The sequence below is a fragment of the Bradyrhizobium barranii subsp. barranii genome (assembly GCF_017565645.3).
GTDB lineage: Bacteria > Pseudomonadota > Alphaproteobacteria > Rhizobiales > Xanthobacteraceae > Bradyrhizobium > Bradyrhizobium barranii.
The window spans coordinates 6,548,722-6,567,776 of record NZ_CP086136.1; the positions used below are offsets into that span (position 1 = coordinate 6,548,722).

At 64.8% G+C, this 19,055-nt stretch carries 16 protein-coding genes; 3 read left to right on the plus strand and 13 right to left on the minus strand.

All coding sequences use genetic code 11. The annotated features are described in order from the left end of the window. Positions 1–10 precede the first annotated feature (10 nt). Positions 11–541 carry a hypothetical protein gene (locus J4G43_RS31930; RefSeq protein ID WP_208087397.1) on the minus strand — a complete coding sequence of 177 codons (531 nt, stop codon included), beginning with the start codon at positions 539–541 and terminating at the stop codon, positions 11–13. A gap of 161 nt (positions 542–702) precedes the next feature. Beyond that, positions 703–1,275, minus strand: a complete 573-nt coding sequence (locus J4G43_RS31935; protein WP_208087398.1) for a hypothetical protein — start codon at positions 1,273–1,275, stop codon at positions 703–705. 181 nt (positions 1,276–1,456) lie between these two features. On the opposite strand from J4G43_RS31935, the gene J4G43_RS31940 reads away from it, so the two are divergent. After that, on the plus strand, positions 1,457–1,843 hold the full coding sequence (locus J4G43_RS31940) for a VOC family protein (protein ID WP_063982639.1): 387 nt from the start codon (positions 1,457–1,459) through the stop codon (positions 1,841–1,843). 50 nt (positions 1,844–1,893) lie between these two features. Here the strand turns inward: J4G43_RS31940 and J4G43_RS31945 are convergent, their stop codons facing one another. Beyond that, on the minus strand, positions 1,894–2,388 hold the full coding sequence (locus tag J4G43_RS31945; protein ID WP_208087399.1) for a hypothetical protein: 495 nt from the start codon (positions 2,386–2,388) through the stop codon (positions 1,894–1,896). A 260-nt stretch (positions 2,389–2,648) separates the two neighbouring features. Here J4G43_RS31945 and J4G43_RS31950 point away from each other — a divergent pair, with 260 nt between their 5' ends. After that, positions 2,649–3,002 (plus strand): GrlR family regulatory protein, encoded by a 354-nt coding sequence (locus tag J4G43_RS31950; RefSeq protein ID WP_063986297.1) that lies wholly within the window; start codon positions 2,649–2,651, stop codon positions 3,000–3,002. Positions 3,003–3,010: 8 nt separating this feature from the next. Here the strand turns inward: J4G43_RS31950 and J4G43_RS31955 are convergent, their stop codons facing one another. The 10 genes from J4G43_RS31955 to J4G43_RS32000 all read right to left on the minus strand — a co-directional run bounded on the left by J4G43_RS31955 (position 3,011) and on the right by J4G43_RS32000 (position 17,415). Further along, positions 3,011–5,698, minus strand: coding sequence for a PAS domain S-box protein (locus tag J4G43_RS31955; RefSeq protein WP_071912904.1), 2,688 nt, complete (start codon positions 5,696–5,698; stop codon positions 3,011–3,013). A gap of 124 nt (positions 5,699–5,822) precedes the next feature. Next, entirely contained in the window at positions 5,823–6,737 is a 915-nt protein-coding gene (locus J4G43_RS31960) for a DMT family transporter (protein WP_208087400.1), read from the minus strand. A gap of 80 nt (positions 6,738–6,817) precedes the next feature. Next, positions 6,818–7,612, minus strand: a complete 795-nt coding sequence (locus J4G43_RS31965; RefSeq protein WP_063982635.1) for an NUDIX hydrolase — start codon at positions 7,610–7,612, stop codon at positions 6,818–6,820. 4 nt (positions 7,613–7,616) lie between these two features. Continuing rightward, positions 7,617–8,570 (minus strand): dihydrodipicolinate synthase family protein, encoded by a 954-nt coding sequence (locus J4G43_RS31970; RefSeq protein ID WP_063982634.1) that lies wholly within the window; start codon positions 8,568–8,570, stop codon positions 7,617–7,619. Between the two features lie 74 nt (positions 8,571–8,644). Then, positions 8,645–9,523 carry an SDR family oxidoreductase gene (locus tag J4G43_RS31975; protein WP_208087401.1) on the minus strand — a complete coding sequence of 293 codons (879 nt, stop codon included), beginning with the start codon at positions 9,521–9,523 and terminating at the stop codon, positions 8,645–8,647. A gap of 171 nt (positions 9,524–9,694) precedes the next feature. Beyond that, positions 9,695–10,759 carry an IS630-like element ISRj1 family transposase gene (locus J4G43_RS31980; protein WP_026192128.1) on the minus strand — a complete coding sequence of 355 codons (1,065 nt, stop codon included), beginning with the start codon at positions 10,757–10,759 and terminating at the stop codon, positions 9,695–9,697. Between the two features lie 52 nt (positions 10,760–10,811). Beyond that, positions 10,812–11,672, minus strand: coding sequence for a MaoC family dehydratase (locus J4G43_RS31985; protein WP_208087402.1), 861 nt, complete (start codon positions 11,670–11,672; stop codon positions 10,812–10,814). Positions 11,673–11,924: 252 nt separating this feature from the next. Then, positions 11,925–12,314 carry a Zn-ribbon domain-containing OB-fold protein gene (locus J4G43_RS31990; protein WP_208087403.1) on the minus strand — a complete coding sequence of 130 codons (390 nt, stop codon included), beginning with the start codon at positions 12,312–12,314 and terminating at the stop codon, positions 11,925–11,927. Then, positions 12,314–13,471, minus strand: coding sequence for a thiolase family protein (locus J4G43_RS31995; RefSeq protein WP_039147548.1), 1,158 nt, complete (start codon positions 13,469–13,471; stop codon positions 12,314–12,316). Before J4G43_RS31995 ends, J4G43_RS31990 begins: the two co-directional genes overlap by 1 nt. Before the next feature lie 452 nt (positions 13,472–13,923). Beyond that, the gene (locus J4G43_RS32000) at positions 13,924–17,415 is read right to left on the minus strand and encodes an indolepyruvate ferredoxin oxidoreductase family protein (protein ID WP_208087404.1); all 3,492 of its coding nucleotides are present in this window, start codon (positions 17,413–17,415) and stop codon (positions 13,924–13,926) included. Between the two features lie 272 nt (positions 17,416–17,687). Here J4G43_RS32000 and J4G43_RS32005 point away from each other — a divergent pair, with 272 nt between their 5' ends. After that, positions 17,688–18,896: a c-type cytochrome gene (locus tag J4G43_RS32005; protein WP_208087405.1), complete on the plus strand. Its 1,209-nt coding sequence runs from the start codon at positions 17,688–17,690 to the stop codon at positions 18,894–18,896. Positions 18,897–19,055 lie beyond the last annotated feature (159 nt).

A 19,055-nucleotide genomic window follows, 5' to 3' on the forward strand; every position in this document is an offset into this window, starting at 1 on the left:
GGAGGCACCCTTACCAGGTCGTGTTGAAGAGACCGAAATGAGGCTGCTGCGCGAACAGCATCGGCCGGCCCTGTTGCGGCGCCGGGTGCGCCCTGGCGACCTTGCGCTTGGGCTGAGCCTGGATCTGAGGCGTCTGCCCCTGGGGAAGCTGAGCCTGCGCCTGAACTTGCAGCTTGGCCTCGGTCTTCTTGGCCGCAGCGGCGTTGGCCTTCGGGGCCGGCGTAAACTGGGCGAAGGTCTCGCGCACCCGCGCCTTGGCCGACATCTCGGCCAGCTCCGGCGAAGCAGCCTCCTGCACCGGCGCCTGAGGCGCAACGACCGCGGCGGTCTTCACTGCGGGTGCGGCAATCGTCGGCTGGCTGGTGTCGAGCACGACACGCTCAGGCAAATGGCGATCCGACCGAATCCGGATCAAGGGCTGATCGTTGCTTGCGGTGACAATGGCCCGTGCAACCGGTTGCGACGGCAGAACGTAATCCGCCGCGAACAACAGTGCGAGCAACGCTCCACCGACGAAAACGAAGTACCTGAAAATGGGCATCGGCCACGCTCCGCCCCCCGCATCCCCGCGTGGGCTCTTCGCCTTAAACCGGCGATACTCTAATTGGTTCCTGCACCCGGCCCTTGGTTCAAATGGCAACGCCAAGTTTTTCGGCCAAGGCCTGCGGACAGTAACTTTTCCGCTACCGGGAACTCCGGGCGTTACGCGCGCCGTGCTGCGACCAGCGAACACTTCGCCTGATCGGCGTTAACGTTGATGAAGCCGACAGGGATACGGGCAAAGGTCTTGCGGCTCTTCATCGTTACCGTGTCGGCAAGCACGCGGTTACGGTCGGTGAGATGACTGCCATCGCGCCGCGTGAACGCGCAGACGATCTCCAGATCCTTAACGGCATAGTCATTGTCGTTTCGCAGCGTGAACGTCACCAGCGCCTTCGAGCCGAGCCCGCCACGGCGCCAGGTCTGCGATGAGATTTTGAGGCGATCGAGTTCTGCCGCAGCTGGCGCCTGAGCTTCGACAATCGGCGAGACCGCCGCCGCCGTACTGCCCGGAGGTGCCGGTTCGACCGTTGCCACGTCAGACTTCACCGGCTCGGTGCTGTTGCCCCTGGAGAGCGGCAGCAACATCCACACCCCGCAGCCGACGATGATCGCCGCCAGTAGCCAGAGCAGGCTTCGCCCGAACGAGACGCTCGCGATCGTCACGGCTCGCGCCAGACGCTCGCCGCTCCCGGCGAAACGTCCCCACCCGATCCGATCAAACCTGGCGTTCATGGCTGTATCACCGACCGCGGCCTGGGCTCGTTCGACGACGGACTCGGCCACTGCTTACCTTAATCCGGGAGACGACCTAAGGTTCCCGCGCTCATGCCGAGTCGGTAAGGACGGTGGCGATCACCAGCCGGGGCCGCTAACATGCGCTGCAACATCGAAGACCCCGTTGGGAGAACATGAAATGCCAGTCGTCGTCACCTGGGATCACGTCCATCTGCGCAGTCCCGATCCGGAGGCCACAGCAGCCTGGCTGCGGGACATCCTCGGCGGCGAGGTCGTGCGCGCACCGGGACGGATCGACGTGAATCTCGGCGGCGCAAAGATCTTCATCGCATCGCTCGAGGGCGACAACGCCGTCAACCCGCCGCCGCCACACCCGCATCAGGGCCTCGACCATCTCGGTCTCACCGTGAAGGACATCGACGCCGTCGCGGCCGAGATCAAGGCCAAGGGCGTCACCTTCACGCGCGAGCCGACCACGATCCGGCCCGGCGTGCGCATCTGCTTCATCCGCGGCCCGGAAGGCATCTCCATCGAGCTGCTCGAGCGCGACAAGAAATACACCTAACGCGGCGCCGCATCTGAGGTCGACGAGAGGCCGGGCGTGCTGCCGCCCGGCTAACTCATGCTGCCAGGCATAAAGCAGCGGATGGCGACGCCCATGTAGCCGTAGATCGGCCACACCATGGTGCGCCCGACCCGGTTCGGCTCCGAGATGACGGCCTCCTCGGGCACGTCAACCCAGACAAGCTCCTGCTGCTGGCCGTCGAGCACATGACCCAGGCGCGGGATGCGGACACGATAATGTCCGTCCTTGCTCTCCCAGTCAGTGTCCGAGAGCGCCGAGCCGTCGGCATCGGAACAGCAAGGCCCCTTGCCGCTGCGCAGGCCGTCGAACCACGCCTTCAATTCGGCATTGGTGTTGACGAACTGGCCGCGGTCGCGCGCATGCCCCGAGGGGGCTGCGAGCGCGATCAAGGCCAAGGCGCAAGTGAGGCTCACCATGCTTCGCCAGCGTGGCGCGCCGCCAGTCGGCCGTTGTGTTTCGCAAATCGTGGGACGCACACTGTATAGACGCGACTCATCGCCGCCGGACTCGATCCAGTTGCTCACGTTTGTCTTGCTCCAGCACCCCGCGGCCAGTGCAACAATGGTTATGCATTTCGCGGGCCAACTTGATTCGCAACGACTGGCCTCGCGTCATGATCAGACCGTCATGGCGGTGTCATAGACAAGCCGGGACAACTACGGCTGGCGGCGGCAAGATCGCACCGCCGCCCGGCAAACTGCCGCGTTGCGTGCGGGAACGCGCTTTGGCATAAAAGCTCTACCGGTTACGCCGTTGGGCGATGGCGGCCGGCCTGTGGGACGTGATGAAGAACGGCCTCTACTCGATTCACGTGAACCTGCTCGATGGTCGAGTCGGCAAGGGCAGCGGCGTGATTCTTTTTCGCGACGGCAAGATTCTTGGCGGCGATGCGTACCTCTATTACACCGGCAGCTACGTCGTGAAGGACGACCACACCTTCAAAGGCGAGGTGCTGGTGCAACGACACACCTCGCCGCGGGGCGATGACAATCCGCTGTTCGGCGGCCCTGCCCCGGTCGGCATCGGCGTCAGCGGGACCTACACGGACACCCGCGCGGAGATGACGGGCACAGCGCTCGTCGGCAAGGCCAGCCTGATTTTCGGCGCCACGCTGCACAAGCTCGCGGAAGCTGATTAGGCGCGGGACTATTCCGCAGCCTGCTCGAGCGGCGCGGTGCGCGGCAGGATGATCTGGATGCGCGTCCCCTCGCCCGGCTCGGAATCGAGATCGAGCCGCCCGCCGAGGCGGTTCGTCACGATGCTGTAGACGATGTGCAGTCCGAGGCCGGTGCCGCCCTGGTCGCGCCGCGTCGTGAAGAATGGATCGAAGGCACGGCGGCGGACGTCGAGCGACATGCCGCAGCCATTGTCCGAGAAGATGATCTCGACATTGTCCTTGCCGGACTCGCGCACCTGGATGTCGATGATCCCCGGCCGGCCGTCCGGGAAAGCGTGCGCCACCGAATTGAGAAACAGATTGGTCAGCACCTGGCCATATGGGCCGGGATAGCTGTTCATGGTCAGGCTCGGCTGGCACTCGACGTTGAGCGTCAGATTGTGTTTGCGCAAGCCGGGCCGCAGGCTCATCACCACCTGCTCGGTGAGGTCGCCGAGATCGAAGCTGCGCTGGTCCGAGTAGTTGCGGTCGGCCGCGACCTGCTTGAACGACTGGATCAGCTCGGCCGCGCGGTTCAGATTCGAGACGAGCTGCGAGGACGCATCGCGGCTGGTGTTGAGGAAGTCGTTGAGCGTGGAGCGACGGAGCTCGCCGCGCTCGACTTCGGAGGTGAACATCGCGGTCTTGCGCTCCAGCGCGGATGCGACCGTGAGGCTGATACCGACGGGATTGTTGACCTCGTGGGCGACGCCGGCGACGAGCCGTCCGAGCGCGGCGAGCTTCTCCGCCTCGATCAGCGAGGCCTGGGTCTCGCGCAGGTTTCGCAACGCGGTCTCGGCAGATTCCTTGGCTTTGCGCATCTCCTGCTCGCCGCGCTTGCGCTCGCCGATGTCGAGCGCCACGGTGACGATCCGCTCGATCTCGCCGTCGGCATCGAGCAGCGGCAACTTGTTGACCAGCCATTGCCGCATGTTGCCGGAGGCGTCCTTGTACTCCTCTTCGTAGAAGCCGAGACCTTTTCGAAGCCTGAGCACCCGCTTGTCGTTCTCGTCGGTCTTGGCTGCGCCGTAGCGCGACATCAGATCCGCGGTGGTGCGGCCGAGCGCATCGGCGGGCTCGATGCCGAAGATGCCGGCCATGTAGCGGTTCATCAGCACGTAGCGCAGCTCGCGGTCCTTGACGTTGATGACCGCGGGCACGGTGTCGATGACTTGCTGGAGCAGGCGCCGTCCTTCGGCGATGGCGTCTTCCGCCCGCTTCTGGTCGGTGATGTCGCGCAGCGTGCCCTCGTAGCGGACGATGTTGCCCGCCTCGTCCTGCACGCCCGTGGCGCTGTCGGAAAGCCACAGGATGTTGCCGCTGCGCTGGCGCACCTGGTACTCGAACTCGCGCACGATGCCGTCGCGCGCCATCAGCCGCTGGTATTCGGCGCGCGCCTCGGGGTGGACGTAGATGGTGTGGGCGATGTCGTTGATGCTGTCGATGAGCTGCTGCGGGCTGTCATAGCCCATCATCCGCGCCAGCGCCGGATTGGCGTTGAGGAGATCGCCGGCCGGCGTCGTGACGTAGATGCCGTCGACCGAGCCCTCGAACAGCTTGCGGTAGCTCTCTTCGGCAAGGCGCTGCTCGGTGAGCGCCCGCACCGCCGCCTCGCGCGCCGTGTCGGCCTCCTCCAGCGCGCGGCGGAACACTTCGGCCGCGCGCGCGATGTCGCCGATCTCGTTGTCGAGGTCGGCCGACGGGATCGAGGTGTCCTTCTCGCCCGCTGCGAGCGCGCGGATGGATCTCGCGATCTTCGCAAGCGGCCGGACGGTCCGCCGCACCACGAAGCCCGCCGCAAGAATGCCGATCAAGACGCCGATGGTGCCGAACACGATGCTCTGCCACCGTGCCTCAGTCAGCGTACGGGCGAAATCGCGCGACAGCACGTGACCGCGCCGGGCGCTGACCTCGCGCAGCAGTTCCGTGACGCGGCCGATCAGGCGGCCCTCGGTGCCCAGCACCTCCCGGTCGATATCGGCGATCTGCCGCTCCCGGACCGCCACCGCGATGATGGCCTCGGCATAGTCGTTCACGGCCGTCTTCAGCCTGGCGTCCGCGATGTCCATCGCCCGCATCCCCTGTGCGGCCTGCTCGGCGGCGGACGGGTTGCGCGCGAGCAGCCCGAGTGCGATCCGGCTCTGCGATTCCGACAGGCGGGAGGCGAGCTCGCGGTCCGCCGCGGCTCCGACGGCCACGTCGAACCGGTCGCGCAGCGGCGGCAGGCCGGCGAGCAGCTGGGCGCGGCGGTCGATCAGGGTCGAGATCCGCTCGAGGCCATTGCGATAGGTCGCAAGGCGCTCCGTGACCCCGTCGATCATGTCCTGCTGCTCGGGCGCGAGCTCGATGCGGGTCTTCCTCAGGATGTCGTTCAGTGTCGAGGCCGCCTCGCCGACCTGCTTGAACTGGGTGCCGGCGCCGGGATCGGTGACGAAATCGCGCGCCGCAAGCCGCAGCTCGTTCATGCGGCGGTCGATGTCCTCGGCGAGGTCGCCGACGCTCTGGAGCCGCTGCAACTCAGCGAAGGTCGTATCGATGTGCCGGATCGCGATCACGCTCGCGGTCGAGGTGACGATGATCACCGCCAGCACCAGGAGGAAGCTGCCGAAGGTGAGCTGGCCGATGGAGAGCGAGAATGTTCGCTTTTTCTCAGGGGTCGGCGTCAATTCGGCGGACATTGGGGCTTTTGAGGACCGGGCTATTGGAGGCCCAATATACGATGGTTTGCGGCCCCGGGGGAACATGCCTCGCGCTGCCGAATATCCTTAATATCGCGAGTCCGCCGCCCTTCTCCCCACCTGATTATGACGTTTTAACGCTGGCCGGCCGCCGGGCCGGGATCGTCATGGCGGCGACGCCGAGGACGACGCAGGCAAGCCCGATCCAGGCGGTCCGGCTCAGGGTTTCGCCGAGGAAGGCGACGCTGATGGCGACCCCGATGGGCACGCGCAGATACGCCTGTGCGGTGGTGCCGACCGAGCCCAGCGTCTGGATCAGGCGGAAATAGATCGCGAACGCCGCCGCAGTCGAGAAGGTCGCCAGCGCGAGCAGCGCCAGCACGGAACTCAACGAGGGCGACAGCGTCCAGGGCTGTTCGACGATCAGCGAGGCCGGGATCAGCGCCGCCGCGCCCGCCAGCAGCGAGCCCGCGGCCGGTGCCATCGGATCGAGACCTTTAAAGCTGCGGCCGAAGATCGCGGCGCAGGCGTAGCAGATGGTGGCGGCGACGATGGCGGCCTCCGCGACGAGGCCACTGCCGACGTCGTGGAAGGCGTCGACGCCGACGATCAGCAGGATGCCAGCCATGCCGGCGACCACGCCGAACAGTTTTCGCGGCGTCGTCACCTCGTGGCGCGTGACGACGGCCGTGAGCAGGAAGGTGAAGATCGGCCCGGCCGAGTTGAGGATGGTCGCGAGCGACGCGTCGACATGACGCTCGCCCCAGGCGATCAGCGTCCAGGGGATGACGCTGTTGAGTACGGCCTGGAACGCGAAGCGCTGCCAGGTCGCGGCATCCATGGGCATCCTGATGCCGCGTGCCCACATGACGACGAGCAGCAGCAGCCCGGCGATCGTGGTGCGCGCCGCGATCAGCGTGATCGGCGGAATGGTGGCGACGCCGAGCTTGATGAAGGTGTAGGAGCCGCCCCAGAGCGTTGCGAGCGCGACCAGCAGCGCCAGCTCGACGGCGATGTTGGGGTCCCGTCCCTGATCCATTTTGCACGTCCCGTCCATTCGCGATGGACGGAATCTAGCGCGTCCGTGGCCGCCAATACTTCGTTTGGTATCGAAGTATCCTAGCCGACCGCCCCGACCTCGAACACCTCGCCGTCATAGCCGGCTTCGCGGGGAATGCGGAGCTGGCGGCCGGTTTCGGTCTTGGTCATGACCGGCATCACCGTGACGACCGACATGCCGCGGGCGTGCTCCAGCGCGGCGCCCACGCTGCCCTGCTTGGCGAGGCGGATCAGGTTGCGCGTGGTCGGGAACGGCAGCTTGAAGCGGCCGCTCTCGCCGCCCTCCACCGCCTCTCGCGGCGACACCCAGATCGAGTCGGTGGACTCCCGGCCGTCATGGGCGCCGAGCTGATCGGGCGGTGCGGCCGCGAGGAAGAACCAGGTGTCGAACCGCTTCGGCATGCCCTCCGGCGTGATCCAATGCGCGTAGGGCACGAGCGTATCAAGCGCGAGCTGGAGGCCGTTGTCGGCCAAGATGCTCAGGAAGCTGATCTTGTGCTCGTTGAGGGCGACGCGATGCTTGTCGGCGATCTCGCCGGCGCGCTTGGCATCGATCGGCGTGCCCGCGCCCTTCGCCCGCGCCAGCAGGATGCCGCTCTCCTCAAAGGTCTCGCGGATCGCGGCGATCCGAAAACCGCGATCCGATTCACTCAGGCCCTCGCCGCCCGAATAGAGGTCAGCACGGGCGACGATCTCGTTGTCGCCGGCATCGACACTGCCGCCGGGAAACACCAGCGCGCCCGAGTTGAACTCGATCTGATGATGGCGGACCATCATGAAGACTTCGATTTCCTTTGCGCCGTCACGGAGCAGAAGGATGGTCGAAGCCGGGCGTGATGCTGATGTCTCGGGCATTCAACTAACCTGCGGCGCTGGATTGCGGGCCAAGATTGGCGCGCTTGTCGACGCGGGCGACGCGCGACAGGAGGTAATCGACCTCCGCCTTCGCCGCCGGCGTGATGGTCGCGCCCGGCTTGCGCTGGGCGCTGGAAGAGATGATGCCGCGCTTCTGCAGCACGTGCTTGCGCACCGCCAGACCTGCGCCTGGCTGCTGCTCGTAGCGGATCAGCGGCAGATGCGCGTCGAACAGATCATGCGCAGCGTCACGCTTGCCCTCCTTCGAGAGGCGCACGACGTCGATCAGGAGCTCCGGGAAAGCGTAGCCGGTCATGGCGCCGTCGGCGCCGCGCTCCATCTCGAAGTCCAAAAAGAGTCCGCCATTGCCGCAGAGGATCGAGAGCGGACGGAGCGAGCCGTCCTTCTGGAAGCTGCGCAGCGTCGAGATCTTTTCCAAACCCGGCCAGTCCTCGTGCTTGAGCATCACGCAATTCGGATTGTCGGTGACGATCTTGCGGATCACCGCAGGGGTGAAGATCACCGAGAGCGTCAGCGGATAATCCTGCAGCACCCAGGGCACATCGGGCCCGATCGCCTCGGCCGCCTGCTTATAGTAGCCGACGATCTGGTCGTCGGTACGGAGCGACGGCGGCGGCGCGATCATCACGCCGGCCGCGCCGGCATCCATCGAGGCCTTCGCCAGCGAGCGCATGGTGGCAAAGCCCGGCGCGGAGACGCCGACGATCACCTGCATCTTCTTGGCGCGCTTGACGAAGCGCACCGCCACCTGCTCGGCCTCCGCGGCATCGAGCTTCGGCGCCTCGCCGAGGATGCCCAGCACCGTGACGCCGTCGCAGCCGACCTCCTCGTAGAAATCGGTCAGGCGGTCGATCGAGCGCTCGTCGATCCGGCCGTCATCGTGGAACGGTGTCGGCGCGATTGCGAAGGTGCCCTTGGCGTCGGCGGTCAGTTTCATTGGGTCTCTCAATCCTATCGGCTATCGTCTTTCCGGGATCGCGACGTCGTCGCGTCCCGGAATGACAGTTTTGGCTAAAACCGTCGCGCCCCCATCTTGATCTGCTCCTCGGAGAAGAAGATCTCCTTGGCGTGATCGGCGATATCCTGGGCCTTCCAGCCCGAGTGCGGCGGTTTCCAGCCGTCCATTTCCATCATCCGCATTTCGCGCACGCCGCGGGGCCCGGACACGCCCAGCACCTTGCCGGTCTGGTCGCCCGACAAGTCGCTGACCATGTATAGCACGGCCGGCGCGATGCCGTCCGGCCCCAGCGCCGCGCCGGGGTTCTCCTTATAGCGGGGCAGGTCTGCGGTCATGCGGGTCAGCGCGCCCGGGGCCAGTGTCCAGATCCGGATGTTGTACTTCCGGCCCTCGATCGCCAGCACGTTGGACAGGCCCCAGATGCCGCCCTTGGCCGCGCCGTAATTGGTCTGGCCGAAATTACCGATCAGGCCCGAGGTCGAGGAGGTGTTGACGATGACGCCGCCGCCGTTTTCCCGCATCCAGCGAAACACCGGCATGGTGCAACAAAAGGTGCCTTTGAGGTGCACCTTGATCACATTGTCCCAGTCGGACTCGGACGCCTTGGAAAAGGTCTGGTCGCGCAAAATGCCGGCATTGTTGACGAGGATATCGGCGCGGCCGAAATGCTTGATGGCGTCGTCGAACACCGACTGGCCGCCCTCCATGGTGGAGATGTCGGCGCCGTTGGCGACCGCCTTGCCGCCCTCGGCCTTGATCGCGTCCGCCACGAGCTGCGCCATCGACTTGTCGGCGCCGGAGCCGTCACGGGGCCCGCCGAGATCGTTGACGACGACCGAGGCCCCTTCCCGCGCGAACAGTTTTGCGTAGGCCTCACCAAGCCCCCCGCCCGCGCCGGTGATCAGCGCAACCTTGCCGTCGAGTAGTCCCATGGTGGCCTCTCCCTGCTAATTATTGTTCTCTTGTGTCCCGGACGCGATGCAGCGTGCAACGCTGCGTCGCAGAGCCGGGAGGCGTTCTCTCTTAGGCACGCTCTGGGCCCCGGCTCTGCAGCGCACCGCTGAAGAAGCGCTGCGCTGCGTCCGGGGCACTAGTACCCGGAATCAGAGCTGAGTGATACGGCGGCCCTTGAAACGGCGTTGACGGACCTTTTTCTTGGTCCAGACGAAGGGTTCGGCTCTGTCGTTGTATGCGTTGACGTAGGCATCGATGTGTTCCTGAAGCTGCTTGAGGCTCGTGAAGGAGGTGCCGCTGAGCGACTGCCCCTGCAAGATGGAAAACCATACTTCGACCTGATTGAGCCATGACGCACTTGTCGGCGTGAAATGAAATTGCACGTTGGGGTGGGCCTTGAGCCAGTCCTCGTTCTTTTTATGGGTGTTGAGGTTGTCGAGGATGACGTGAAGCTTGCGGTTCGGAAAAGCCGCGGTGACGCTGTTCATGAAATCGAGAAACTCGACGCGGCGCCGGCGTTTTGAATGGGTCGCGATGATCTTTCCGGTGGCGACTTCGAGCGCCGCAAACAATGTTGTGGTGCCATGCCGCTTGTAATCGTGGCTTTGGCCGGTCAAGGCGCGGCCATTGGGCAACTTCAGATAACCCTGCGCTCGCTCCAAAGCCTGGATCGAGGGCTTCTCGTCCACGCACAGCACAATGGCCTTCGCCGGCGGCGCGACATAGAGGCCGACAACATCGGCGGCTTTGGCCGTAAAGTTCGGGTCGTTGCTCTCGCACCAGGACTTGCGAGCCACCAGGTCAATCTTGTGGCTGCGCAGGAACCGCCAGACATATTGGACATCGACATCGCCCAGCGCCTCGGCCAGCAGGGGGCCGGTCCAGCGCGCAAACCCTTGCGGTGGCGGCTTATCCAGCAGCTTCAGAATCCGCTTGTCGGTCGTCTTCGTATAGATCGGCTGCTTGCCAGGCCGCGGCTTGTCTTGCAGCCCTTCAAGGCCATGGTCGGCATAGCGATGCCGCCAAAGGCTGACAATCCGCGGCTGGACCCCAACTTCCTTGGCGATCGACCGGGTGCTGCGCCCATCCGCCGCCAACAGAACTATCCGCGCCCGCTTCAAATCGCGCTGCAACGTCACCGGTGAGCGACAGCACGCCTCAAGCACCTTGCGATCTTTCCTCGAAAGGTGGACTTCTCTTGCTTCGGGTATCATCCCGACCTTGAATCACGACTCACGTTCCAAGAAAAGTGGGTACTAGACCGTCCTAACCCAGCACCGTCTTGCCGTTCTTGATCACCGTGACGCCGCGCGACTTCACCTTGGCCTCGAACGAGATCACGTCGCCGTCCTTCCAGAGGTCCATGGTCACGGTCTCGCCGGGATAAACCGGCGAGGAGAACCGCGCGACGTGCTGACGGAAGGCCGACGCGTCGTACTCGGCATAAGTCTGCAGTACGCCGCGGCAGGTGATGCCGTAGGTGCACATGCCGTGCAGGATCGGGCGCGGGAAGCCGGCCTTCTTGGCGAACTCGGGATCGCTGTGCAGCGGGTTGCGGTCGCCGCAGAGGCGATAGACCAGCGCCTGGTCGGGGCGCGTGACGATGTCGATGGTCCTGTCGGGGCTCCGCGTGGGTATCTTGTGCGGATCGGGCTGGGTCAGGTTCGGCCCGCCAAAGCCGCCGTCGCCACGGGCGAAGCGCGAGGCAACGAGAGTAGCAAGCTTCTCGCCCTTCTCGTTCTTGAGCACGGTCTGGTGGCTGATGACGACGCCCTTGTCCTTGCCCTTGTCGTAGACCTCGACCACGGAGGAATCGGCGGTGATGTTCGCGGCGACCGGCAGCGGCTGGTGGAAGGTGATGTCGCGCTCGCCATCGACCACCATGACACGGTTGAGATTCATTTCGCCCGGCCCAGAGCCCCACGCCGCGACGGACGCAAACGTCGGCACCACCTTGAGCGGCCGCGGCGTCAGCGTGCCCTCATTGACGAAGGCGAGCTCCTTCTCGTCCATCGGATCGGCGCCGAGGCCGATCCCGTAGGCGTAGAGCATGACTTCGCGATCGCCATAGGCGTATTTCTGGCCGAGATTTTTGAGGCCTTTGAGTTCTTCGTATCTGGCGGACATTTTTCTGGTTTGCTCCCGGTCTCTCCGCGAGTAGCGGCGCTCGTTAATGTGCCCTCTCCCCTTGTGGGAGAGGGCCGCGAGAGCCGTGCGGCAAACTCATTTGGGTGAGGGGTTGCTTCCGCACAGAGAGTCCCTCTGCGGAGCGATACCCCTCATCCGGCGCCGTAGCCGAAGCTTCGCTTCGGCGTCTCTTAAGGACGGCCGCCGGAGGCGGCCTATGCCACCTTCCCCCACAAGGGGGGAGGGAAGAAATTACGCCGGCGTGAAGAACGGCAATGGTGCGCCATCGGTCGGCTTGAACACCACCTTCACCTTTTGGCCGATCTTGAGCTTCTCGAGATCGCAGTCGACGATGTTGGTCTGAAGCGACGGCCCTTCCTTCAGCGTGACATAGGCGATGGCATAGGGGCCGGTCGGCGATTTGCGCATCAGGCTCCAGGTGTAGATCGTGGCCTCACCCGAACTCTCCTCCCACACCGTCTTGTCCGAATAGCAGAACGGGCAAATCGAGCGCGGAAAGTAATGCGCTTCGCCGCACGCGGTGCAGCGCTTGATCATGAACTTGCCCTGCTTGGCCGCGTCCCAGAACGCCGCGGTCTCGGGGTTCGTGACCGGTGCCGGATACTTTTTTGCATCTACCATCACACGCGCTCCAGAATGGCCGTCGAAGCGGCGTGGCGAACGCCCAGAAGGCCGCCGGTGCCGTGGGCGATGGCGAGATCGCAATTCTTGACCTGCACCTTCGGATGCGCCTCGCCGCGCAACTGCCTGACGGCCTCGATGATCTTGGTCATGCCGCCGCGATTGACGGGATGGTTGCTGCAGAGGCCGCCGCCGTCGGTGTTGAACGGCAGCTTGCCGACGCCCGAGATCAGATTGCCGTCGGCGACGAACTTGCCGCCCTCGCCCTTCTTGCAGAAGCCGAGGTCCTCGAGCTGCATCAGCACCGTGATGGTGAAGCTGTCATAGATCGAGGCGTATTTGATGTCCTTCGGCGTGATGCCGGCTTCCTCGAACGCGCGCGGGCCGGACCAGATTCCGGCGGAGTACGTGAGGTCGAGATCCTTGCCGCCGCGCGGACCCTTCATCGCCTCGCCATGGCCGATCAGCTTGACCAGCGGCTTCTTCAGGCTCTTGGCGATCTCGGGCGTCGTGACAATCAGCGCGCCGCCGCCGTCGGAGACGACGCAGCAATCCATGCGATGCAGCGGATCGGAGATCATCGGCGAGTTCAGGACGTCCTCGACGGTGACGACATCCTTGAGCATTGCATGCGGATTGTATTGCGCGTGATGCGAGGCCGCGACCTTGATCCAGGCGAGCTGCTCGCTGGTGGTGCCATAGTCGTGCATGTGGCGCATGGCACACATGCCATAGGCATTGTGCGTGGTCGCACCGTAAGCGGACTCGAAATCGGCTTCCGCGCCGGCTGCGCGCGGCGGCATCACACCGGTGCGCGGTTTGCCCGCGAGCGTGATCAGCGCGATCGAGCACTTGCCGGCCGCGATGGCTTCAGCGGCGTGGCCGAGATGGATGATGTAGGAACAGCCGCCGGTCTCGGTGGAATCGACGTGGCGGAGTTTTTTGGTGTTCAGGCCGAGATAATCGACCATCGGCCATGCGCCGCCGGGGGCGTCGCCCGCGCAGAAATAGCCGTCGACGTCGTCCTTGCTGATCCCGGCATCCTCGATCGCGCCCTTGGCGACCTCGGCATGGAGCTGGGCGGTGGATTTGTCCGGCGCATGCCGGGTCGGGTGTTCGTAGATCCCGGCAATGTAGGCCTTGCCCTTGATGGTCAAAACGTCAGGTCTCCGCGCTCGCGTTTCTTCTTGCTCCGTTTTTCTGAACCGCGGGGGCCAGCTTGGCAAGCGCGGAAATATTCCGTCGGGCGAGAGGGCAGCGCGTTGGCGCAATTCCCGGCTACCGCAATCTCGAAGTGCGGCGGGAAGGCCACTCTGCCACCGCGTCGTCATTGCGAGCGCAGCGAAGCAATCCAGAGTCTATCCGCGGAGGCATTTCTGGATTGCTTCGCTGCGCTCGCAATGACGGCCAGAGTCCTAAAGGTGTTTTGCCCGACGGCACAAGCGATTTTCTTTTTTGCGAAAACAACCCCATGCACAGTAGGACGGTGGTTGATTTCAAAGACGAAATCGTAGGGTGGGCAAAGCGAAGCGTGCCCACCTCTTGCGGTGCAACTTGGTGAGATGGTGGGCACGGCGCTTCGCGCCTTTGCCCACCCTACGAGACCGCCCTACTCCGCCGCGATCTGCCTCGGCGCCGGCGGCGGGCTCGCGAGGTCGGCCGCGAGCTGGGCGTAGCGGGCTTTCGCGTCCGCGACGGCCTTCTCCTTGACCGGGCCGTAGCCGCGGATGCGATCGGGCAGTGACAAGAGCTCGACGGCGGTGTCGACGGTGACCGGCGAGAGCAGGCCGAGCACGGTGGCGACGTCCTTCTCGTAGCCCACGATCAGATCGCGCTCGAGCTTGCGGTCGGCGCTGTGGCCGAAGATGTCGAGCGGCGTGCCGCGCAGGAACTTGAATTTCGCCAGCACGCGGAAGACCTTCAGCATCCACGGGCCGAAGGCGCGCTTCTTCGGGCGTCCCAGCGCGTCGACACCACTGCTGAGGATCGGCGGGGCAAGGTTGAAGTTGAACTTGAAGTCGCCCTCGAACTGGTCGCGGAGCTGCTGCTCGAAGGCGCCGTCGGTGTAGAGGCGCGCAACTTCGTATTCGTCCTTGTAGGCCAGAAGCTTGGCATAGTTCACCGCGACCGCGCGCGGCAGCGCATCGTCATAACCGCCCTGCTTGGCGGCTTCGCGAACCTGATCGACCAGCTTGCGATAGCGTTTTGCGAGGCGGCCGCTCTGGTAGGCGGTCAGGTGCTTGGCGCGATGCGCGACGACCTCATCCAGCGTCATTGCATCCAGCGTCTTCGGCGCAACCACCTCGTCCGTCCCCTTCAGCATGTCGGCGAGGCGCTGGGGATCGGCGACCGCGAGGCGGCCGAGGCGGAAGGCCTCCTTGTTCATCTTGATCGCGACGCCGTTGACCTCGATCGCCTGCTCGATCGATTCAGCCGACAGCGGGAACAGGCCTTTCTGATAGGCGTAGCCCATCATCATCATGTTGGTGGCGATGCTGTCGCCGAGCAGCTGCTCGGCCGGCTTGGTGAAATCGAAGAACACCGAGTCCTTGTGCAGGGCCGTTTCCAGCAGCCCGTTCAACTTGCGGGTCTGGAAGTTGAAGTCGCGGTTGAGGACGAAGTCGGCGGTGGGAATGACGTGGCTGTTGATGATGCCGCGCGTGCGGCTGGTGTCGCAGAGCGAGATCGTGTCCTTGGCGACCGCGACCACCTCGTCGGCGGCGAGCACGAGATCTGCCGTACCAGTGACGATGCGCGAGCAGGTCACCTCGGCCGGATGATCGGACAGGCGGACGTGGCTGAGCACCGCCCCGCCCTTCTGCGCCAGGCCCGACATGTCGAGGATCATCGAGGCCTTGCCCTCGATATGAGCGGCCATGCCGAGCAGCGCACCGATCGTGAGGACACCGGTGCCGCCGACACCGCCGACTGCGATGTTATAGGGCTTGTCCACCGTCGGCCGAGACGTGGGCTCCGGCAGCTCGCCGATGTCACCGAGATCGGCCGGCGCACGATGGCGCGGCTTGCCGCCGTCGACGGTGACGAAGGACGGGCAGAAGCCCTTCACGCAGGAATAGTCCTTGTTGCAGGACGACTGGTTGATGGCGCGCTTGCGGCCGAACTCGGTCTCCAAGGGCTCGACAGAGATGCAGTTCGACTGCACCGAGCAGTCGCCGCAGCCTTCGCAGACCGCCGGGTTGATCATGACGCGGCGCGCCGGATCCTCCATCAGGCCGCGCTTGCGGCGGCGTCGCTTTTCGGCCGCGCAGGTCTGCACGAAGACGATCGCCGAGGTGCCCTTGTACTCGCGGCACATCTTCATGACGTTGTCGAGTTCGTCGCGGTGATACAGCTTCACGCCGGGCGCGATCGTGTCGGCAGGATAGGTGTCGGGCGCCTCCGAGACCAGGTAGATCTCGCGGATGCCTTCGGCGTGGAGCTGGAACGTGATCTGCTGCGGCGAGAGATCGCCGTCATGGCGCTGGCCGCCGGTCATGGCCACCGCGTCGTTATAAAGGATCTTGTAGGTGATGTTGGTCTTGGAGGCGACCGCCTGCCGGATGGCGAGAAGGCCGGAGTGGAAGTAGGTGCCGTCGCCGAGATTGGCGAAGATGTGGTTCTCGTTGGTGAAGGGCGCGATGCCGACCCACGGCACGCCCTCGCCGCCCATATGAGTGAACGTCTCGGTCGAGCGATCCATCCACAGCGCCATGAAGTGGCAGCCGATGCCGGCGAGCGCGCGGCTGCCTTCGGGGACCTTGGTGGACGTGTTGTGGGGACAGCCGGAGCAGAAATACGGTACGCGAGAGACAGGCGCCGTCGCCTGCATTTGCGTGGCCTGGCGGCCGTTGAACCAGTCGGCCTTGGCGCGGAGCATCTCCGCGATCTCGGGGTTGAGATTGAGGCGGAGAAGCCGCTCGGTGATCGAGGTCGCAAGCGAGGCGACGCTGAGCTCGGCGGCGAAGGTCAGGAAGCGTTTGTCGTGCTCGTCCATCTTGCCGACGATGCGCGGGCGGACGTCGTCGCGCCAGTTGAACAGCTCCTGCTTGACCTGGTTCTCGACGATCTCGCGCCGTTCCTCGATGATGAAGATCTCTTCGAGGCCGACCGCAAACTGGCGTACGCCTTCCGGCTCCAGCGGCCAGGGCATGCCGATCTTGTAGAGGCGAAGCCCGATCTTGGCGGCGACCTCCTCGGTGATCCCGAGCTCGCGCAGCGCCTGGCGGACGTCCTCGTAGCTCTTGCCCGACGCCATGATGCCGAAACGGGCGTTCGGCGAATCCATAGTGACGCGGTTGACCTTGTTGGCGCGCGCAAAGGCGATCGCGGCAAAGCCCTTGTAGTCCTGGAGGCGGCGGTCCTGCTCGAAGCGGTCGTCAGGCCAGCGCAGATTGAGGCCACCGGGCGGCAGCTCGAAATCGGGCGGGATGATGAACGGCTTCATCTCGTCGGTGAGGTCGATCTCGGCGGTGGTCTCCACCGTCTCCGTGATCACCTTCATGCCGACCCAGCAGCCCGAATAGCGCGACATCGCGATGCCGAGCAGGCCCATCTCGATCATTTCGTGGATGCTGGAGGGATAGAGATACGGCATCAGCGCCGACATGAAGGCGTGGTCGGACTGATGCGGAACAGTGGAGGATTTTGCACCGTGGTCGTCGCCGGCCAGACACAGCACACCGCCGTTCTTGGCCGAGCCGGCGGCATTGCCGTGGCGGAACACGTCGCCGCAGCGATCGACGCCGGGGCCCTTGCCGTACCAGATGCCGACGACGCCATCATATTTGGCGCCGGGCGAGAGGTTGAGCTGCTGCGAGCCCCACACCGCGGTCGCCGCCAAATCCTCGTTCACGCCGGGCTGGAACTTGATGTTGTACTGCTCGAGATGCTTTCGCGCCGCGAAGAGCTGCTGGTCATAGCCGCCGAGCGGCGAGCCGCGATAGCCGGAGATGAAGCCCGCGGTGTTGAGGCCGTTGGCGCGGTCGCGCCGGATCTGGGCCATCGGCAACCGGACCAGGGCCTGGATGCCCGTGGTGAAGACGTGTCCGGTTTCCTGGGTGTATTTCTGGTCGAGACTGATCGGACCCTGGTTGATACCCATTCTTGTCCTCTTCCGCCCGTTTGAGCGTTTGGCCACTTAAGCCGTTGCCTGCCCGTTGTTTTTAGCTAGGGCGCGCCGACCAACTCCGCCACTCTATGTCGGATATTTAACGCTCCGCATCACAAATCTGGACCAAAGGAAGCGCCGGGTAATAATCGCAATTTCGTGGCTGCAAAGGCATCGCGCATTTTCAATTTGTGTCACCATACCCCCACCGACGCGAAACGACGTGAGGCTCCTATCCGGGCGATTGGTCGCAGGGGAAGCTTTCGATGCGAATGATTCTGGCTGTTGTCGCATTGTGCAGTGCAGTTGCGAGCGCGGCCCGCGCCGCCGAACCATCGCCGGAGCTGATCGCCTATGGCAAGGCGCTGGTCGAAGCCGGCGACTGCGCGGGCTGCCACACCGCCGATCCGGCAAAGCCATTCGCAGGCGGAAAGCGCATCGATACGCCCTTCGGCGCGATCTACGCGCCGAACCTGACGCCGGATCGTGACACCGGGATCGGCGCCTGGACCGACGCCGATTTCACCCGCGCGGTGCGCACCGGCATCGCGCCCGACGGCTCGAACTATTACCCGGCCTTCCCCTATCCCTATTTCACGAAGGTGACGAAGGACGACACGCTGGCGATCCGGGCCTATCTCGGAACGCTGGCGCCCGTGGCGAGCCGCAACAAGCCGCCGGAGCTGCGCTGGCCGTTCGGTTATCGCCGCCTGATGCGGGTCTGGAACGCCATGTATTTCAAGCCCGGCCTGTTCGAGCCGGACCAGAGCCAGAGCGCGGCGTGGAACAGGGGCGGCTATCTCGTCACCGGGCTCGGCCATTGCGGCGCCTGCCACACGCCGAAGAACTACTTCGGCGCGGACAAAACTGCGCAGGCGCTGTCGGGCAACGAGGTCGGCGGCTGGTACGCACCAAGGCTCGATGGCGCCGCGCGCACCGGGCTGAAGTCATGGAGCGTCGAAGACATCACCGAATATCTGCAAAGCGGGCGAAACGTCAAAAGCCATGCCGGCGGGCTGATGGCCGAGGTGGTCGTCGGCTCGACCTCGAAGATCAGCGATGCCGATGTGCGCGCCATCGCGGAATATCTGAAGAGCCTGCCGCCGTCGCGGCGCGAGACGATCGTGACGCCGCCCGACGAGGCCGAGATGAAGGCCGGCCAGGCCGTCTACGCAAAACTCTGCATCGCCTGCCATGAAGCCGACGGCTCCGGCGCGCCGCGCATCTATCCGCCGCTGCCCGGCAACGCGCTTCTGCAATCGGTCAATCCGTCCTCCAGCTTGCGCATCATCCTCGACGGCGCCCACACCGTGACGACGCCACGCGCGCCCAACAGCGGCGAGATGCCGGGCTATGCCAAGCAATTGTCCGACGAAGAGATCGCCGCAGTGACGAACTACATCCGCAATTCCTGGGGCAACGCCGCGCCGCTGGTGACCACGGCGCAGGTGGCGAAGGCGCGGAAGGAGCAGTAGTTCACGCTCCTCAGTATTCACCAGAGGTCGTCATGCCCGGGCTTGTCCCGGGCATCCGCGTTCTTTCGTGCGGTGGCAAAGGTCGTGGATGGCCGGGACAGGTGTTTAGCCCGGACAGATCACTGACGGGTGTTCGGAGACATAGCTGACACATCAACA